This is a genomic window from Marinobacter sp. es.048 (assembly GCF_900188435.1).
GTDB lineage: Bacteria > Pseudomonadota > Gammaproteobacteria > Pseudomonadales > Oleiphilaceae > Marinobacter.
The window spans coordinates 1,801,933-1,815,978 of sequence record NZ_FYFA01000001.1 but is presented as its reverse complement, the minus strand read 5'-3'; the positions used below and the strand labels follow the sequence as shown (position 1 = coordinate 1,815,978).

The following is a 14,046-nucleotide window of genomic DNA, read 5'->3' as shown; positions in this document are numbered from 1 at the left end:
GGACGTATTCACGGGCGTTTTTTGGAAAGCCCCTCCGGCCCTTGCCCGTTAACCGAACATCAGAAACACGTACTCCCAAACGAAAAACCAGGGGGGAGTAAACCAAAACGGAGCACTTTTGAACGCCAACGATCACAGACAATTTGACCTGCACCCGGTGGACCAGCGTCGGCTGGCGACGCTTTGTGGCCAGTTTGATGAAAACCTGAAGATGATTGAAAAACGCCTGCACGTGAAAGTCGGCAGGCGCGGCCATCATTTCCGAGTTGAGGGTGAGACCGAGCACGTGGCAGCGGCCGTTGAGGTTATCCGGCATCTGTATCGGGAGACCGAAGCCACGGATGATATTGCGCCGGATACCGTGCATCTGTTTATCCGGGAAACCGGCTTTGAACGCTTACCCGAAGACGTGCCCTACGACGGTGCCGTGACGGTTATCAAGACGCCGAAGCTGCAGGCAAAGCCCCGGGGTGCAAACCAGCAGAAGTATGTTCATAACATCCGCACCCACGATATCAACTTCGGGATCGGCCCGGCGGGTACCGGCAAGACCTGGTTGGCGGTGGCCTGTGCCGTTGAGGCCCTGAAAGACGAGCAGGTGAAGCGGATTTTGCTGGTTCGGCCAGCGGTCGAGGCCGGTGAGAAGCTTGGCTTCCTCCCAGGTGACCTTGCCCAGAAGGTGGACCCCTATCTGCGTCCGCTGTACGACGCTCTGTATGAAATGCTTGGGTTTGACCAGGTTACCCGGCTGATTGAGAAAAGCGTGATCGAGATTGCGCCGCTGGCGTTCATGCGCGGCCGCACGCTGAACAACTCATTCATTATTCTGGACGAAAGCCAGAACACCACCCGGGAGCAGATGAAGATGTTTCTGACCCGGATCGGCTTCGGCTCCACAGCGGTGATCACCGGCGATACTACCCAGGTGGATCTGCCCCGGGGCCAGAATTCCGGGCTTATTCACGCAGCCGGAGTTCTGAGCAAGGTGCCAGGTATCGGGTTTACCCGGTTCGAAGCAAAAGACGTTGTTCGTCACCCGCTGGTTCAGCGGATTGTTGAAGCCTACGATTCCTTTGATGACGGGAGTGCGACCGGCCAGTGAGCGAGCTGACAGTGGATTTTCAGCAGGTTTTCGAGGCGCCGGGGATACCTTCGGAGACGAAGGTTCGAAAATGGGCGCAACTTGCCTGGCAGGGCGAGGATCCGTCCGAGGTGACGGTCCGTATTGTCGGAACCGAAGAAAGCCAAGCCTTGAATCATCAGTACCGGGGCCGGGACTACCCGACCAACGTGTTGTCCTTCCCATTTGAGGCGCCAGCCGGTATAACGGTGCCATTGGCCGGAGATCTGGTGATTTGCGCACCGGTTGTCGAGAAAGAGGCCACAGAGCAGGACAAAACCCTGGACGCCCATTGGGCTCACATGGTGGTGCATGGCATGTTGCATCTCCGGGGTTTTGACCATATTGAAGACGATGATGCCGAGGTCATGGAAGCCCTCGAAATCCGGCTGTTGGCGCAGCTCGGATTTGGCAATCCCTACGAAGCAGAGGAAACGGATAAAGACTCATGAGCGACGATCAGTCGAGTCGCAGTCAGGGCGGCAAGTCCTGGCTGGAACGTATATCACAGGCCTTCTCCAGCGGGCCTGAGTCCGTTGAGGACGTGCTGGAAATCCTGCGGGACGCCGAGTCCCAGAACATCATCGATGTCGATGCCATGAGCATCATCGAAGGTGCCATGCAGGTGATCGACATGCGAGTGGATGAGATCATGATTCCCCGCTCACAGATGGTCACCGTCAAGGCTTCCCAGGAGCCCAAAGAGTTCCTGGGCGAAATCATGGATTCTGCACACAGCCGGTTCCCGGTCATCGGGGACAGCCAGGACGACGTGATTGGCGTTCTTCTGGCCAAGGACCTGCTTCCCCTGGCCCTGAACAACGATCTGAACTGGAACCGTATCCGGGAAATACTGCGCCCGCCCACCTTCGTGCCCGAGAGCAAACGCCTTAACCAGCTGCTCAAGGAGTTCAAGGAAAACCGCAACCATATGGCCATTGTGGTGGATGAATACGGCGGCACCGCCGGGTTGATCACCATTGAAGACGTGCTTGAACAGATTGTTGGTGAAATTGAAGACGAGCACGATTTTGATGAAGAAACCCACATCAAGGCCCGGGGCGATGGCAGCTACGCCGTAAAAGCAGTAACCCCCATTGATGATTTCAATGAGTTCTTCGAGACCGAAATGGACGAAGAGGAATTCGATACCATTGGTGGTGTGGTTCTCAAGGAATTCGGACACCTGCCCAGACGGGGCGAATCGGTTGAATTTGGCGGCTTGCGCTTTACCATTGCCAACGCCGATAACCGCGTAATCCGTCTGCTGCAGGTAACCCGAAGTGAACAGTGACACCACCAACGCCAGAGCTCTGAACACTCCGCTTTCTTCCAACGCCTGGCTTGGCGCGGCAGCACTTGTGGTCGCCGGTGCCCTGCAAACCCTGACCTTTTCACCGTTCAACCTCTGGTGGCTGGGACCGGTCTCGGTTGTGCTCATTCTGCTGGTGACAGTGCCCCTGGCTCCCGAGAAGCTATTCCGCGCCGGATGGCTCACTGGCCTGGGGCTGTTCGGCAGTGGCGCCAGCTGGGTCTACATCAGCATCAGCGAACACGGCAACACGGCGATTCCCGTTGCCATTCTGCTTACGATCCTTTTCGTGGCGGGCCTGGCCCTGTTCCACGGTCTGGCTTTCTGGTTCTGGGGCAAGCTTGCCAAGGAGAGCCCGGCCAGGCGTCTGATATTGTTTCCCGCGATCTGGATTCTTGGCGACTGGCTAAGGGGTTGGCTGCTGACCGGCTTTCCCTGGCTGTATCTGGGCACGGCGCACACCGACGGCCCCCTGGCCGGGCTGGCACCGTTGACCGGGGTACATGGCATTACTTTCTGGATTACCGCCACCGGTGCTGCACTCTATGGCGGCTGGTGGCTTCTTAAACACCTCAAACCGGTTGCTGCTGGCGTAACCCTGGTGGTGGCCCTGATTCCCTGGTTAGTTGCGCCAGCCATGAATCGCCTCGACTGGACGGATCTTACTGAAGACCCCACAGCCTTTGCCGCCATGCAGGGCAATATTCCCCAGCAGATCAAATGGGACCCGGAATTCCTGAAGGACCAGATCGTCACCTATCTGGGGATGACCGAAGACCACTGGGACACAGACCTGATCCTCTGGCCGGAAACCGCCATTCCGATCCCCCAGGATCAGGCCGGCAAAATCATCGATCACATCAGTGCAGAACTTGGTGAAAACAGCACCCTTATTACCGGAATACCCTGGTACGGGTTCAGCGACCGTATTGAAGATTTCACGTTTCACAACAGCATCATGGCCATCGGCAACGGCGAAGGTATCTACCACAAGCAGAAGCTGGTGCCATTTGGGGAGTATGTCCCACTGCAGAGTGTGCTGCGGGGATTGATCGGTTTCTTCGATTTGCCCATGAGCGATTTCAGCCGGGGACCGGCGTGGCAGGACCCACTCAAGGCAAATGGTGTCAATGTGATGCCGTTCATCTGCTACGAGGTCGCCTACCCGGATTTTGTCGCCTTCAACGCCCGGGGCGCGGGCCTGTTGCTCACCATCAGCAACGACGGCTGGTTCGGGGATTCCATCGGCCCGCTGCAGCACTTGCAGATCGCGAGAATGCGGGCACTGGAGACTGGCCGTTATATGCTCCGCGGCACCAACAATGGCGTGACCGCGATTATCAATAATCGGGGCGAGCTCACTGAAACCATTCCCCAGTTCGAGCGCGCCACCCTGACCGGCGAGGTGTTCACCGCCACGGGCAGCACGCCTTACATGCAGACTGGCTCTTGGCCTATCCTGACCCTGGCTGTCATTCTGATCGTTTTTGTCCGGGAGCGGATCATTCCTCCTGTTTCGGCCAGCGGCTCGTAACCCGCTCGTAGTAGTGGGAGCCGCAGGCTTCGCAGGGTTCCAGGTGGCTGGTGGCCGTCAGGCAACGCATGTGCCCGCAGTTAAGGCACTGGAACATCCCTGCGGTGGCCACCTCGCCTGAGATATACTGGCCCACTTCCTTGTTTTCCAGTTTCTGCTTGAGTTCCAGGAAGTCTACGACGGTTTTATCGGCAACGGAGAACAGGCTATCCGCCAACTGGTGTTCCAGCAGCGCGATATCGAGCTGCAACCATTCACTCAGGCCCTCGCCGGTCTCCTCCACAAAATGCAGCAGATGTTCAAGATCCCGCTGCAGATAGGCACCGAGAAGATTTGCTTCATCCCGGGTCATTTCCCCCAGTTCGTACTCGAACTCCACCGCCTTGTCGACCTCTTCCTCAAGGTTCTGGAGCGATGTTTCTTGCAGGTCATGGAGACGCGTTTTTACCCGCTCCAGCATACGGTCATACACTTCCAGTGCCTTTCCTGAGAGATGACTTCTTTCTGGTGTTGTCATATTGACTCCTTTAATACCGCAGTTGGGTGCAAGAGCCGCGCTAGCCGCCTCCCGCCAATACTACAAGTCTGGCACAAGAACAGAAAATTGGCAGACTACCTGTAAAGGCTAGTGTGCGTTAGAATGTTCGGCCCGCTCCGGACGTGATTTTGACACAGGCTTTTATTTTTCCACACAAGGTAATTTCGGTAATGGCAGGAATGGACGAGCAATACAATCCCCGTGACGTAGAACAGAATGCCCGTAATTTCTGGGAAGAGAACAAGACCTTTATGGTCAAGGAAGAACCGGGCAAACCCAAGTACTACTGCCTGTCCATGTTCCCCTACCCCAGTGGCAAGCTGCACATGGGGCATGTCCGTAACTACACCATCGGCGATGTCATTTCCCGCTACCAGCGTATGCAGGGCAAGAACGTGATGCAGCCCATGGGCTGGGATGCCTTTGGCCTGCCCGCCGAGAACGCTGCCATTGCCAACAAGACCGCACCGGCCAAGTGGACCTACGCCAACATCGAATACATGAAAAACCAGCTCAAGCAACTGGGCTTCGGCTACGACTGGGAGCGCGAGCTGGCGACCTGCAAGCCGGATTACTATCGCTGGGAGCAGTGGTTCTTCGCCCGCCTGTATGAGAAGGGCCTGGTGTACAAGAAGATGTCCACGGTTAACTGGGACCCGGTGGACCAGACGGTTCTGGCCAACGAGCAGGTTGTGGACGGCCGGGGCTGGCGCTCCGGGGCGCTGGTGGAACAGAAGAAGATTCCCCAGTGGTTTATCCGCATTACCGATTACGCCGAAGAACTTCTGCACGATCTGGATGAGCTGGAAGACTGGCCCGAGCAGGTCAAGACCATGCAGCGCAACTGGATCGGCAAGTCGGAAGGTACCGAGCTGACCTTCCCACTGAAAGGCCGGGACACTGGCCTGACCGTTTATACCACACGCCCCGACACCCTGATGGGCGTGAGTTATATGGCCGTGGCGGCTGAGCATCCGCTGGCCAAAGAGGCGGCGGAGCGTCATCGCGATGTGGCTGAATTTGTCGAGGAGTGCCGCAACAGCAAGACCGCGGAGGCCGAGCTGGCGACCATGGAGAAGCGCGGCATCGACACCGGTTTCAAGGCTGTCCATCCGCTGACCCAGGAAGAAATTCCGATCTGGGTCGCCAACTTCGTTCTGACCGATTACGGCACAGGCGCCCTGATGGCCGTTCCGGGCCACGACGAGCGGGACCATGAATTCGCCCGCAAGTACAAGCTGCCCATCAAGCAGGTTATTGCCGCCCGGGATGGCCATGAAATTGATGTGCAGGAAGAGGCGTTTACCGAAAAAGGCACGCTGGTGTCTTCCGGCAAGTACAGCGGCCTGACTAGCGAAGAAGCCTTCGACGAGATCGCCAGTTACCTGGAAGAACACAACATTGGTAAGCGCACCGTGAACTACCGCCTGCGCGACTGGGGCGTATCCCGCCAGCGTTACTGGGGTGCTCCGATTCCGATGATGACCCTGGAAGACGGCACCGAGATGCCGGTGCCTGATGACAAGCTGCCGGTCCGTCTGCCGGAAGATGTGGAAATGGACGGCGTCCAGTCTCCCATCAAGGCCGACCCCGAATGGTGCAAAACCGAATTCAATGGCCAGCCGGCAACTCTGGAAACCGACACCTTTGATACGTTCATGGAGTCCTCCTGGTACTACGCCCGGTTCTGCAGCCCCAACTATGACAAGGGCATGCTGGACCCCTCTGCGGCCAACTACTGGCTGCCGGTGGATCAGTATATCGGCGGCATTGAGCACGCCATTCTGCACCTGCTGTACGCCCGTTTCTTCCACAAGCTGCTCCGGGATGTCGGGCTGGTAACCAGTTCCGAGCCGTTTAACCGGCTGCTTTGCCAGGGTATGGTTCTGGCCGAGACCTATTACCGCGAGGACGGGAAAGGCGGCAAGGTGTGGATCTCCCCAGCCGACGTGACCGTTGAGCGGGACGAAAAAGGCCAGCCTGTTCGGGCGGTGCACAAGGAAGATGGTGACCCGGTGGTTTCCGGCGGCGTCACCAAGATGTCGAAGTCCAAGAACAATGGTATTGATCCCCAGGCCATTATTGATGAGCACGGCGCCGATACCGTTCGCCTTTTCATGATGTTTGCGGCCCCGCCAGAACAGTCCCTGGAGTGGTCAGACAGCGGTGTCGAAGGAGCACACCGGTTCCTCAAGCGGGTCTGGCGTCTGGTGAATGAGCACGCCGCCGCTGGTGCCGCGCCCGCTCTCGACGCGGCGAGCCTGAACGATAACCAGAAAACCCTGCGGCGCAAGACTCACGAAACCATTGCAAAAGTCAGTGACGACATCAGCCGTCGGCTAACCTTCAACACGGCCATTGCCGCCGTGATGGAGCTGCTCAACGATGTTGGCAAACTCCAGGGTGACGAGCCACAGACCCGGGCGGTCCGCCAGGAAGCCCTTGATACTGCGGTGCTTGTGCTGTCGCCGATCGTTCCTCACATCTGCCATACCCTCTGGCAGGCGCTCGGTCATGAGGAGCCAGTCGTTGATGCAACCTGGCCAAAAGCCGATGAAGCGGCCATGGTTCGCAGCCAGATCCAGGTAGTACTGCAGGTGAATGGCAAAGTTCGCGCCAAAGAAGATGTGCCTGCCGACATTAGCAAGGCGGACCTCGAAAAGCTGGCTTTGGAGAACGAGAACGTCATGCGCTTTACCGAGGGCGCAACGGTGCGCAAAGTTATCGTGGTCCCCGGCAAACTCGTGAACGTGGTGGCGAACTGATATGCCCCGGCACGCCCCTCTGAAATCCTCAGCTCACCTGATGTTGACCGCTGCTATGGCGGTGCTGCTTGCGGGCTGCGGATTCCAGTTGCGGGGTGCTCCACCGGTTTCTTCGGCCCTTGAGCCTCTTGCTGTCGATTGCTCATCACAGGTGCCCGATAACCTGTGCCGTTCCTTACGTGAACAGCTCAGTCTAGGCAACATCCGTGTCGCGCCAGTTGCAGACGCCGACTACATTTTGCGGCTGAAAAACTTCGAGCGGGACCGTCGGGCAAGTGCCATCACAGCCCAGGCCGCAGCGGCCGAATACACGCTGCGTCACTCCGTGGACCTTGAAGTGGTCAGCGCAGACCGGGTTCCCATGGTAGCCACAACACGCCTGACCACCAGCGAAAGTTACCGGTACGACGAAACTAACGTTCTGGCAAGACAGCGGGAAGAGGAAACCCTGCGCCAGCAAATGGACGATCGCCTTGCGCAACAGGTGATATTCCGGCTGGCACCTTTGACCCCACAGAGAATCGACGCCATTCGGGCAGAATACCAGCGTAACCAGGAAGCCGACGCCCAAGCCACAGGCCAGCCATGAAAACCAATCCGGGACAGTTATCCCAGCTCCTGAAAAAGGGCCTTTCTCCCGTCTATCTCATATCCGGTGACGAACCGCTGCTGGTCCAGGAGTGTTGTGATCAGATTCGAAAGACTGCGAAAGAAGCAGGCTTCCACGACCGCCTGACCTTCCATGCAGACCATCAGCTGGACTGGAATGCCGTTGGCGAAGAATTCAGTGCCATGTCGCTGTTCGCTGAGAAACGGCGCATTGAGATTCATCTGCCAACCGGCAAGCTTGGTGACGGCCGCGCAGTACTGGAACAAGTGCTGGCTGACCCTCCCGAAGATATCATCCTGCTGCTGATCAGCGCTCGCCTGGACGCACCGGAAACCCGCCGCAAATGGTACAAGGAGCTCCAGGGGAAAGGGGTGCACGTACCGGTTTGGCCGGTAGATGCCGACAAATTCCAGGGCTGGCTCCAGCAGAGAGCCAGCAACCGTGGTCTGAGCCTGACCCGGGGCGCCCTGGCCATCATGAGCGAACGCCTCGAAGGCAATCTGCTTGCCGCCAGTCAGGAGCTCGACAGGCTATCGCTGCTGGCGAACGGCAACACCATCGACGAGGAAACCGTTGAGCAGGCAGTCCAGGACAGCTCCCGGTTCAATGGCTTTGAACTGGTGACAGAATTGATCAGTGGCCGGGCACCTCACGCCGGTAAGATGATCACCGTTCTGCAGCAAGAGGGAGAAAACCCGCTGGGCCTGTTGTCCGTCCTCAGCCGCGACCTGAACCTCCTGCTTGAATTGAAGTCTTCAGGCGGTCAGTCGGAAAATCCCGCCGCCTTTCTGAAAAAGCGGGGGGTATTTCAACCCCAAAGAGCCCGAGCCCTGGAGCAGGCCGCGCGCCGACTGAACCGCTTCCAACTGCTCGAGGCCATCACCCTTTGCAGCCAGATTGATCGGGCCGCCAAAGGCTTCGACACCCTGACACCCTGGCATTATTTGCGAGACATGTCCGCGCTGCTAGCCGGCCGTTCCTGATCTGCATCAAACTCCGCTCTCCTAGTGCGCTTTTGGCATGTCCACCCCCTTGACAGTTTTTCACGATCGGGCGCATTGTAAGCACACCAACAATTCAAGGAGGTGCTTGATATGAGTCTTCAAGAAGAGCTCAAGAAGCTGTCGGAAAAGGTAAAACAGTACCGGGATGAGGCGCGCGTTCAGATGCATCTCGCCCGGGAAGACGTGAAAGACGAGTGGGACGACCTTGAGCAGGACTGGGATCGATTCAGAGCGAAGATCGATGAGGTTCTCCACGACGCCGACGATGCTTCCCAGGAAGCGCGCCAAACTGCCTCAAAACTGGGCGAAGATCTGAAAACCGGTTACCAGAACATCCGCAACAAACTAAAGTAAAACTGTTAACCTGCTAACACTACGCCACAAATTTCTGTCCCAGAGGCTCCGTGGTTTGGAGCCTCTGTGCCATACTTCACAGTATCAGTGAACAAAGCGTCATAGTTTTGACCCGCTTGATCAACTCCTGACCGGTCCTGATCAACAGGGCCCGATTTACCAGGACGCTTGAGCATACTGCGAGGTATAAAAGGCGTATGAAAAAATTCTTACTGATACCCACAGCAATCTGTCTGTTGCTTACCACCACCCTCGTTATTGGTCAGAATACCCGGTTCAGCGATCCGGAGACCGTTGTTTCCGATCATTTCTGGGGCGACTTATACGCCAGTGGCGGCAACTCCTTCTTCTGCAACACCGCTTTCACAAGTAAAGGTTTCGTGCTGACAGACGGCTACGTATACCCATTGGCAGATGTTCGCAGCGCACTCGACTGCGGCACATCACGTGAATGTGAACAGGACAATCGCTACCGTCAGATCGCGTCCGACATGCATAACATGGTACCGGTGCGTAGCCGGACCGAGATGCGGCGCCGCAATGCCCGTTACGAGGACCTCGGATCGTCGGTCAGTGAGGATGAGTGTGGCATCCGCCAGAGCGCTCAGTTCTTTGAGCCGCCTGTCAGGGTCAAGGGCGATGTTGCGCGCACCGTTGCGTATATGGTGGACACCTATGACCTGCCCTGGCTGGGCTCCTCTGCGGTTTTCAAGGGTTGGAACCGCCTGGACCCGCCTGATGATGGCGAGCTCACCCGTCACCGGCGCATTGCCGAAATCCAGGGCAACGACAACCCTTTCGTCACCAATCCAGAGCGGATGGAGCGACTATAAGGTTTTGAGGCACCAGCCTGATTATCCATCAACAATAAAAAAACAGGCCAGAAGGCCTGTTTTTTTGCGTGACTAATGCTTTCAGACTCAGAATTCTTCTGCAGTCAGCGCCATCATTGAGTCACTGCCACTGCGAATACCTTCAGCCAGCGAAACCGTCTTTGGCAACAGACGATCAAAGTAGAAGCGCGCTGTCTTCAGTTTACCGCTATAGAAGCCAGAAGTATCCGCCTCGGCCTGAGGTGCCGCTGCTTTGACGATCTTCGCCCACATATAACCCAGAGCCGTCAGACCGAACAGGTCCAGATAGTCGACGGACGCGGCACCAACGGCGTCCGGATTGTCGCCGGCCTGCTTGATGACATGCTCGGTGACATCATCCAGGCGCTCAACCGCAGCCGCAAGGGGCTCGAGAAACGGGCGCAGGTACTCGTCACCGCTGTTCGCCTCGAGGAAGTTCGCCACATCCTGGGCAAACAGTTCGTAAAGCTTACCCTGGGTCCCGACCACCTTCCGGCCCATCAGGTCCAGCGCCTGAATACCGTTGGTCCCTTCGTAGATCTGGGTAATGCGGCAGTCACGAACCAGTTGCTCCTGACCCCACTCCCGGATGAAACCATGGCCACCGAAGACCTGCTGGCCCATGATACAGGCATCCAGGCCGCGATCGGTCAGGAATGCCTTGGCGACCGGTGTCAGCAACGCCACCATGCCCTCAGCGTGCTTGCGACGCTCATCATCTTCTGCGTACTTGGCGATATCCAACCACTGGGCCACGTAGGTTGAGAAGGTACGACCGCCTTCAACATAGCCTTTCATGGTAAGCAGCATGCGGCGGACATCCGGGTGCACAAGGATTGGGTCTGCGGCCTTCTCAGGCTGTTGAGCCCCGGTTGGGGCACGGCTCTGAATACGGTCCAGGGCGTATTCCCGGGCACTTTGCAGAGAAGCCTCGGCAGCGCCGATACCCTGGATACCGACACCCAGGCGCTCGTAGTTCATCATGGTGAACATGGCAGCCAGGCCCTTGTTCTCTTCGCCGACCAGCCAGCCTTTGGCGCCATCGAAGTTCATCACGCAGGTAGCAGAACCCTTGATGCCCATTTTCTTCTCGAGCGAGCCACAGCTGAAGCTGTTGCGCTCGCCCAGAGAGCCGTCTTCATTCACCGGGAATTTGGGTACCAGGAACATGGAAATGCCCTTGGGACCTTTCGGTGCGTCCGGGAGCTTGGCCAGCACCAGGTGGACGATGTTCTCCGCCATGTCGTGCTCGCCCCAAGTAATGAAGATCTTGGTGCCTGTGACGCTGAATGAGCCGTCGTCATTGGGCTCGGCCTTGGTGCGGATAATACCCAGATCGGTCCCGGCGTGGGGCTCTGTCAGATCCATGGCACCGGACCAGACGCCGGAGTACATGTTGGGCAGGTATTTTTCTTTCAGCTCATCACTGCCGTGGGCGTCCAGAGCCAGACAGGCACCGGCCGTAAGCATAGGGGCCAGCCCAAACGCCATGTTGGCGCCCTGCATCATTTCCTCAAACTGAGCCACCAGGGTCTTGGGCATGCCCATGCCGCCAAAGTCCGGGTTACCGCCGAGGCCGTTCCAGCCGCCTTCAACGATGGTCTGGTAGGCCTCCTTGAAGCCGTCCGGCGAGGTCACCTCACCGTCGTTCCATTTGCAGCCTTGTTCGTCGCCCTCGCGGTTCAGGGGCGCAAGCACACCACTGCTGATCTTGCCGGCTTCTTCAAGAATCGCGTCTGCGGTTTCCGGGTCCACATGCTCAGCAACCCTGGGCAGTGAGGCCCACAGGGCGGAGGCATCGAAAACCTCGTTCAGAACGAAACGCATGTCACGTAGGGGTGCCTGATAATCAGCCATCTAAAACTCTCCAAAAATCCTGTCAGTCTGTTCAGGTGGCAAAAGGGCCGCGATTTGGGCCGGTCACACCTGCTCGGGCTATGTGTCCGCTGAAGATTATTTTTATGGGCACCTATTCTACCCTAAAAGCGGACCGCAACTCATGAAAAAAGCCCGCCTCCGAGGAGCACGGGCTTTCTGTTCCTTGGAACTGTCCTTCGGTGCCCGCGCCTTAGATGGCGAAGGCTTCCTCCGGCATGTCCATCAGGCTGTCGGCGCCGGCCAGCATGCTTTCTGCGTGGCCCTTGGCCCGGGGCAGCATGCGCTTGAAGTAGAAGCGCGCGGTCTGGATCTTGGCGTTGTAGAACATTTCCTCGGTGGTGCCCTCAACCATCTTGTCCAGGGCAACCTTCGCCATACGGGCCCACAGGTAGGCGAACACGGCGTAACCGGAATACATCAGGTAGTCCACGGAGGCCGCACCCACTTCCTCACGGTTCTTCATGGCAGACATGCCGATCTTGGTGGTCAGCTCGCCCCATTCCTTGTTCATGGCTGCCAGCGGCTCGATGAATTCCTTCAGCTGCTCGTCTTCCGCGTTTTCCTTGCAGAACAGGTGCACCTGCTTGGTGAAGCCCTTCAGGGATTCGCCCTGGGTCATCAGAACCTTGCGGCCCAGCAGATCCAGCGCCTGGATACCGGTGGTGCCTTCGTAGATCATGCCGATGCGGGCGTCACGAACGTTCTGCTCCATACCCCACTCGGAGATGAAGCCGTGGCCGCCGAATACCTGCATACCCAGGTTGGCTGCCTCGTAACCGATCTCGGTCAGGAACGCCTTGGCGATCGGTGTCAGGAAGCCCAGAGCTTCGTCTGCAGCGCGACGCTCTTCTTCGGTTTTTCCGCTTTTTACAACATCGGCTTGTTGAGCAGTCAGATAAATCAGGGCACGAGCGCCTTCGGCAACGGCTTTCTGGGTCAGCAACATGCGACGCACGTCCGGATGCACAATAATCGGATCAGCAATACCCTCCGGATTCTTGGCGCCACTCAAGGAACGCATCGCCAGACGCTCCTTGGCGTAGGCCAGAGAGCCCTGGAAGCCCAGCTCAGCCGCTCCAAGACCCTGAATTGCGGTCCCAATTCTCGCCACGTTCATGAAAGTGAACATGCAGTTCAGGCCTTTGTTCTCAGGCCCGATCAGCCAGCCCTTGGCGCCATCGAAATTCATTACGCAGGTGGCGTTGCCGTGGATACCCATCTTGTGTTCGATGGAGCCACAGGAAACCGCGTTGCGCTCGCCGGCAGAGCCATCTTCATTCGGCAGGCACTTGGGCACGATGAACAGAGAGATCCCCTTGGTGCCTTCGGGTGCACCCGGCAAACGCGCCAGAACGATATGGACGATGTTCTCGGCCATGTCGTGCTCACCAGCAGAGATAAAGATCTTGGTACCAGTGATGGCGTAAGTGCCGTCGGCATTCGGCTCTGCTTTGGTGCGAAGGGTGCCGAGATCAGAACCGCAATGCGGCTCTGTCAGACACATTGTGCCAGTCCACTCACCACTGATCAGCTTGGTCAGGTAGGTCTGCTTCTGCTCTTCGGTACCATGCTCTTCGATGGTGTTGGTTGCACCGTGGCTCAGACCGGGGTACATGCCAAAGGACCAGTTGGCGGTACCAACCATCTCGCTCATGACAAGGCCCAGGGAGCCCGGCAGACCTTGCCCACCATAGTTGGGGTCAGCGTTCATGGACGGCCAGCCGCCTTCAATGTATTGCTTGTAGGCTTCCTTGAAGCCAGTCGGCGTCTTGACGCCGTCTTCGCTCCAGGTACAGCCTTCTTTGTCACCTACCTGGTTCAGAGGAGACAGAACCTGCTCACAGAACTTGGCACCTTCCCCGATAATGGCATCCACCATATCCGGAGTGGCGTCTTCGGCACCTTCCAGGTTGGCGTAGTGCTGCTCGCTGTTCAGCAGCTCGGTCATTACGAATTTGATGTCACGCAGGGGCGCTTTGTACTCAGGCATGGAATCCACCTCGGTTCTCGGTCTCAGCTGAATCAGGTTTGACAGCTTCTGGCCTTGGGTTTGCTCAGACACCGCAACGCAATGCGC

General features: G+C 57.6%; 12 protein-coding genes. 9 read left to right on the top strand and 3 right to left on the bottom strand.

Going from position 1 to position 14,046, the window contains the following annotated elements; translation table 11 throughout:
- Window positions 1-118: 118 nt before the first annotated feature.
- Genes CFT65_RS08400 through lnt form a run of 4 tightly spaced genes read left to right on the top strand, consistent with a single transcriptional unit; the run spans window position 119 to window position 3,966 of the window.
- The gene (locus CFT65_RS08400) at window positions 119-1,102 is read left to right on the top strand and encodes a PhoH family protein (protein WP_088827604.1); all 984 of its coding nucleotides are present in this window, start codon (window positions 119-121) and stop codon (window positions 1,100-1,102) included.
- Window positions 1,099-1,572, top strand: a complete 474-nt coding sequence (gene ybeY, locus CFT65_RS08395) for an rRNA maturation RNase YbeY (protein WP_088827603.1) — start codon at window positions 1,099-1,101, stop codon at window positions 1,570-1,572. Before CFT65_RS08400 ends, ybeY begins: the two co-directional genes overlap by 4 nt.
- Complete coding sequence (locus tag CFT65_RS08390; protein WP_088827602.1) at window positions 1,569-2,414, top strand: HlyC/CorC family transporter; 846 nt, start codon at window positions 1,569-1,571, stop codon at window positions 2,412-2,414. The genes ybeY and CFT65_RS08390 overlap by 4 nt, the downstream gene beginning before the upstream one ends.
- A complete protein-coding gene (gene lnt / locus CFT65_RS08385; protein ID WP_088827601.1) occupies window positions 2,404-3,966 on the top strand; it encodes an apolipoprotein N-acyltransferase in 1,563 nt (520 codons plus the stop codon). The genes CFT65_RS08390 and lnt overlap by 11 nt, the downstream gene beginning before the upstream one ends.
- Here the strand turns inward: lnt and CFT65_RS08380 are convergent.
- On the bottom strand, window positions 3,935-4,483 hold the full coding sequence (locus tag CFT65_RS08380) for a zinc ribbon-containing protein (protein WP_088827600.1): 549 nt from the start codon (window positions 4,481-4,483) through the stop codon (window positions 3,935-3,937). The two genes, lnt and CFT65_RS08380, sit on opposite strands and share 32 nt — an antisense overlap.
- 200 nt (window positions 4,484-4,683) lie before the next feature.
- On the opposite strand from CFT65_RS08380, the gene leuS reads away from it, so the two are divergent.
- From leuS to CFT65_RS08355, 5 genes are all read left to right on the top strand, one after another.
- Window positions 4,684-7,269, top strand: coding sequence for a leucine--tRNA ligase (gene leuS, locus CFT65_RS08375; protein ID WP_088828192.1), 2,586 nt, complete (start codon window positions 4,684-4,686; stop codon window positions 7,267-7,269).
- Between the two features lies 1 nt (window position 7,270).
- Window positions 7,271-7,858, top strand: coding sequence for an LPS assembly lipoprotein LptE (gene lptE / locus CFT65_RS08370; protein WP_088827599.1), 588 nt, complete (start codon window positions 7,271-7,273; stop codon window positions 7,856-7,858).
- Window positions 7,855-8,862 (top strand): DNA polymerase III subunit delta, encoded by a 1,008-nt coding sequence (gene holA, locus CFT65_RS08365; RefSeq protein ID WP_088827598.1) that lies wholly within the window; start codon window positions 7,855-7,857, stop codon window positions 8,860-8,862. Before lptE ends, holA begins: the two co-directional genes overlap by 4 nt.
- 111 nt (window positions 8,863-8,973) lie before the next feature.
- A complete protein-coding gene (locus CFT65_RS08360) occupies window positions 8,974-9,237 on the top strand; it encodes a hypothetical protein (protein WP_088827597.1) in 264 nt (87 codons plus the stop codon).
- A gap of 197 nt (window positions 9,238-9,434) precedes the next feature.
- The gene (locus tag CFT65_RS08355) at window positions 9,435-10,070 is read left to right on the top strand and encodes an endonuclease (RefSeq protein ID WP_088827596.1); all 636 of its coding nucleotides are present in this window, start codon (window positions 9,435-9,437) and stop codon (window positions 10,068-10,070) included.
- An 87-nt stretch (window positions 10,071-10,157) separates the two neighbouring features.
- On the opposite strand, the gene CFT65_RS08350 is transcribed toward CFT65_RS08355, so the two are convergent.
- Together CFT65_RS08350 and CFT65_RS08345 are read right to left on the bottom strand one after the other, a co-directional pair.
- Window positions 10,158-11,948 carry an acyl-CoA dehydrogenase C-terminal domain-containing protein gene (locus CFT65_RS08350; RefSeq protein WP_088827595.1) on the bottom strand — a complete coding sequence of 597 codons (1,791 nt, stop codon included), beginning with the start codon at window positions 11,946-11,948 and terminating at the stop codon, window positions 10,158-10,160.
- 211 nt (window positions 11,949-12,159) lie between these two features.
- Window positions 12,160-13,959, bottom strand: coding sequence for an acyl-CoA dehydrogenase C-terminal domain-containing protein (locus CFT65_RS08345; RefSeq protein ID WP_088828191.1), 1,800 nt, complete (start codon window positions 13,957-13,959; stop codon window positions 12,160-12,162).
- Between the last annotated feature and the right edge of the window lie 87 nt (window positions 13,960-14,046).

Coding starts and splice junctions, on each gene's coding strand:
- CFT65_RS08390 (WP_088827602.1), top strand. CDS start 1,569: ATGAGCGACGATCAGTCGAGTCGCAGTCAGGGCGGCAAGTCCTGGCTG.
- CFT65_RS08380 (WP_088827600.1), bottom strand. CDS start 4,483: ATGACAACACCAGAAAGAAGTCATCTCTCAGGAAAGGCACTGGAAGTG.
- leuS (WP_088828192.1), top strand. CDS start 4,684: ATGGACGAGCAATACAATCCCCGTGACGTAGAACAGAATGCCCGTAAT.
- lptE (WP_088827599.1), top strand. CDS start 7,271: ATGCCCCGGCACGCCCCTCTGAAATCCTCAGCTCACCTGATGTTGACC.
- holA (WP_088827598.1), top strand. CDS start 7,855: ATGAAAACCAATCCGGGACAGTTATCCCAGCTCCTGAAAAAGGGCCTT.
- CFT65_RS08360 (WP_088827597.1), top strand. CDS start 8,974: ATGAGTCTTCAAGAAGAGCTCAAGAAGCTGTCGGAAAAGGTAAAACAG.
- CFT65_RS08355 (WP_088827596.1), top strand. CDS start 9,435: ATGAAAAAATTCTTACTGATACCCACAGCAATCTGTCTGTTGCTTACC.
- CFT65_RS08350 (WP_088827595.1), bottom strand. CDS start 11,948: ATGGCTGATTATCAGGCACCCCTACGTGACATGCGTTTCGTTCTGAAC.
- CFT65_RS08345 (WP_088828191.1), bottom strand. CDS start 13,959: ATGCCTGAGTACAAAGCGCCCCTGCGTGACATCAAATTCGTAATGACC.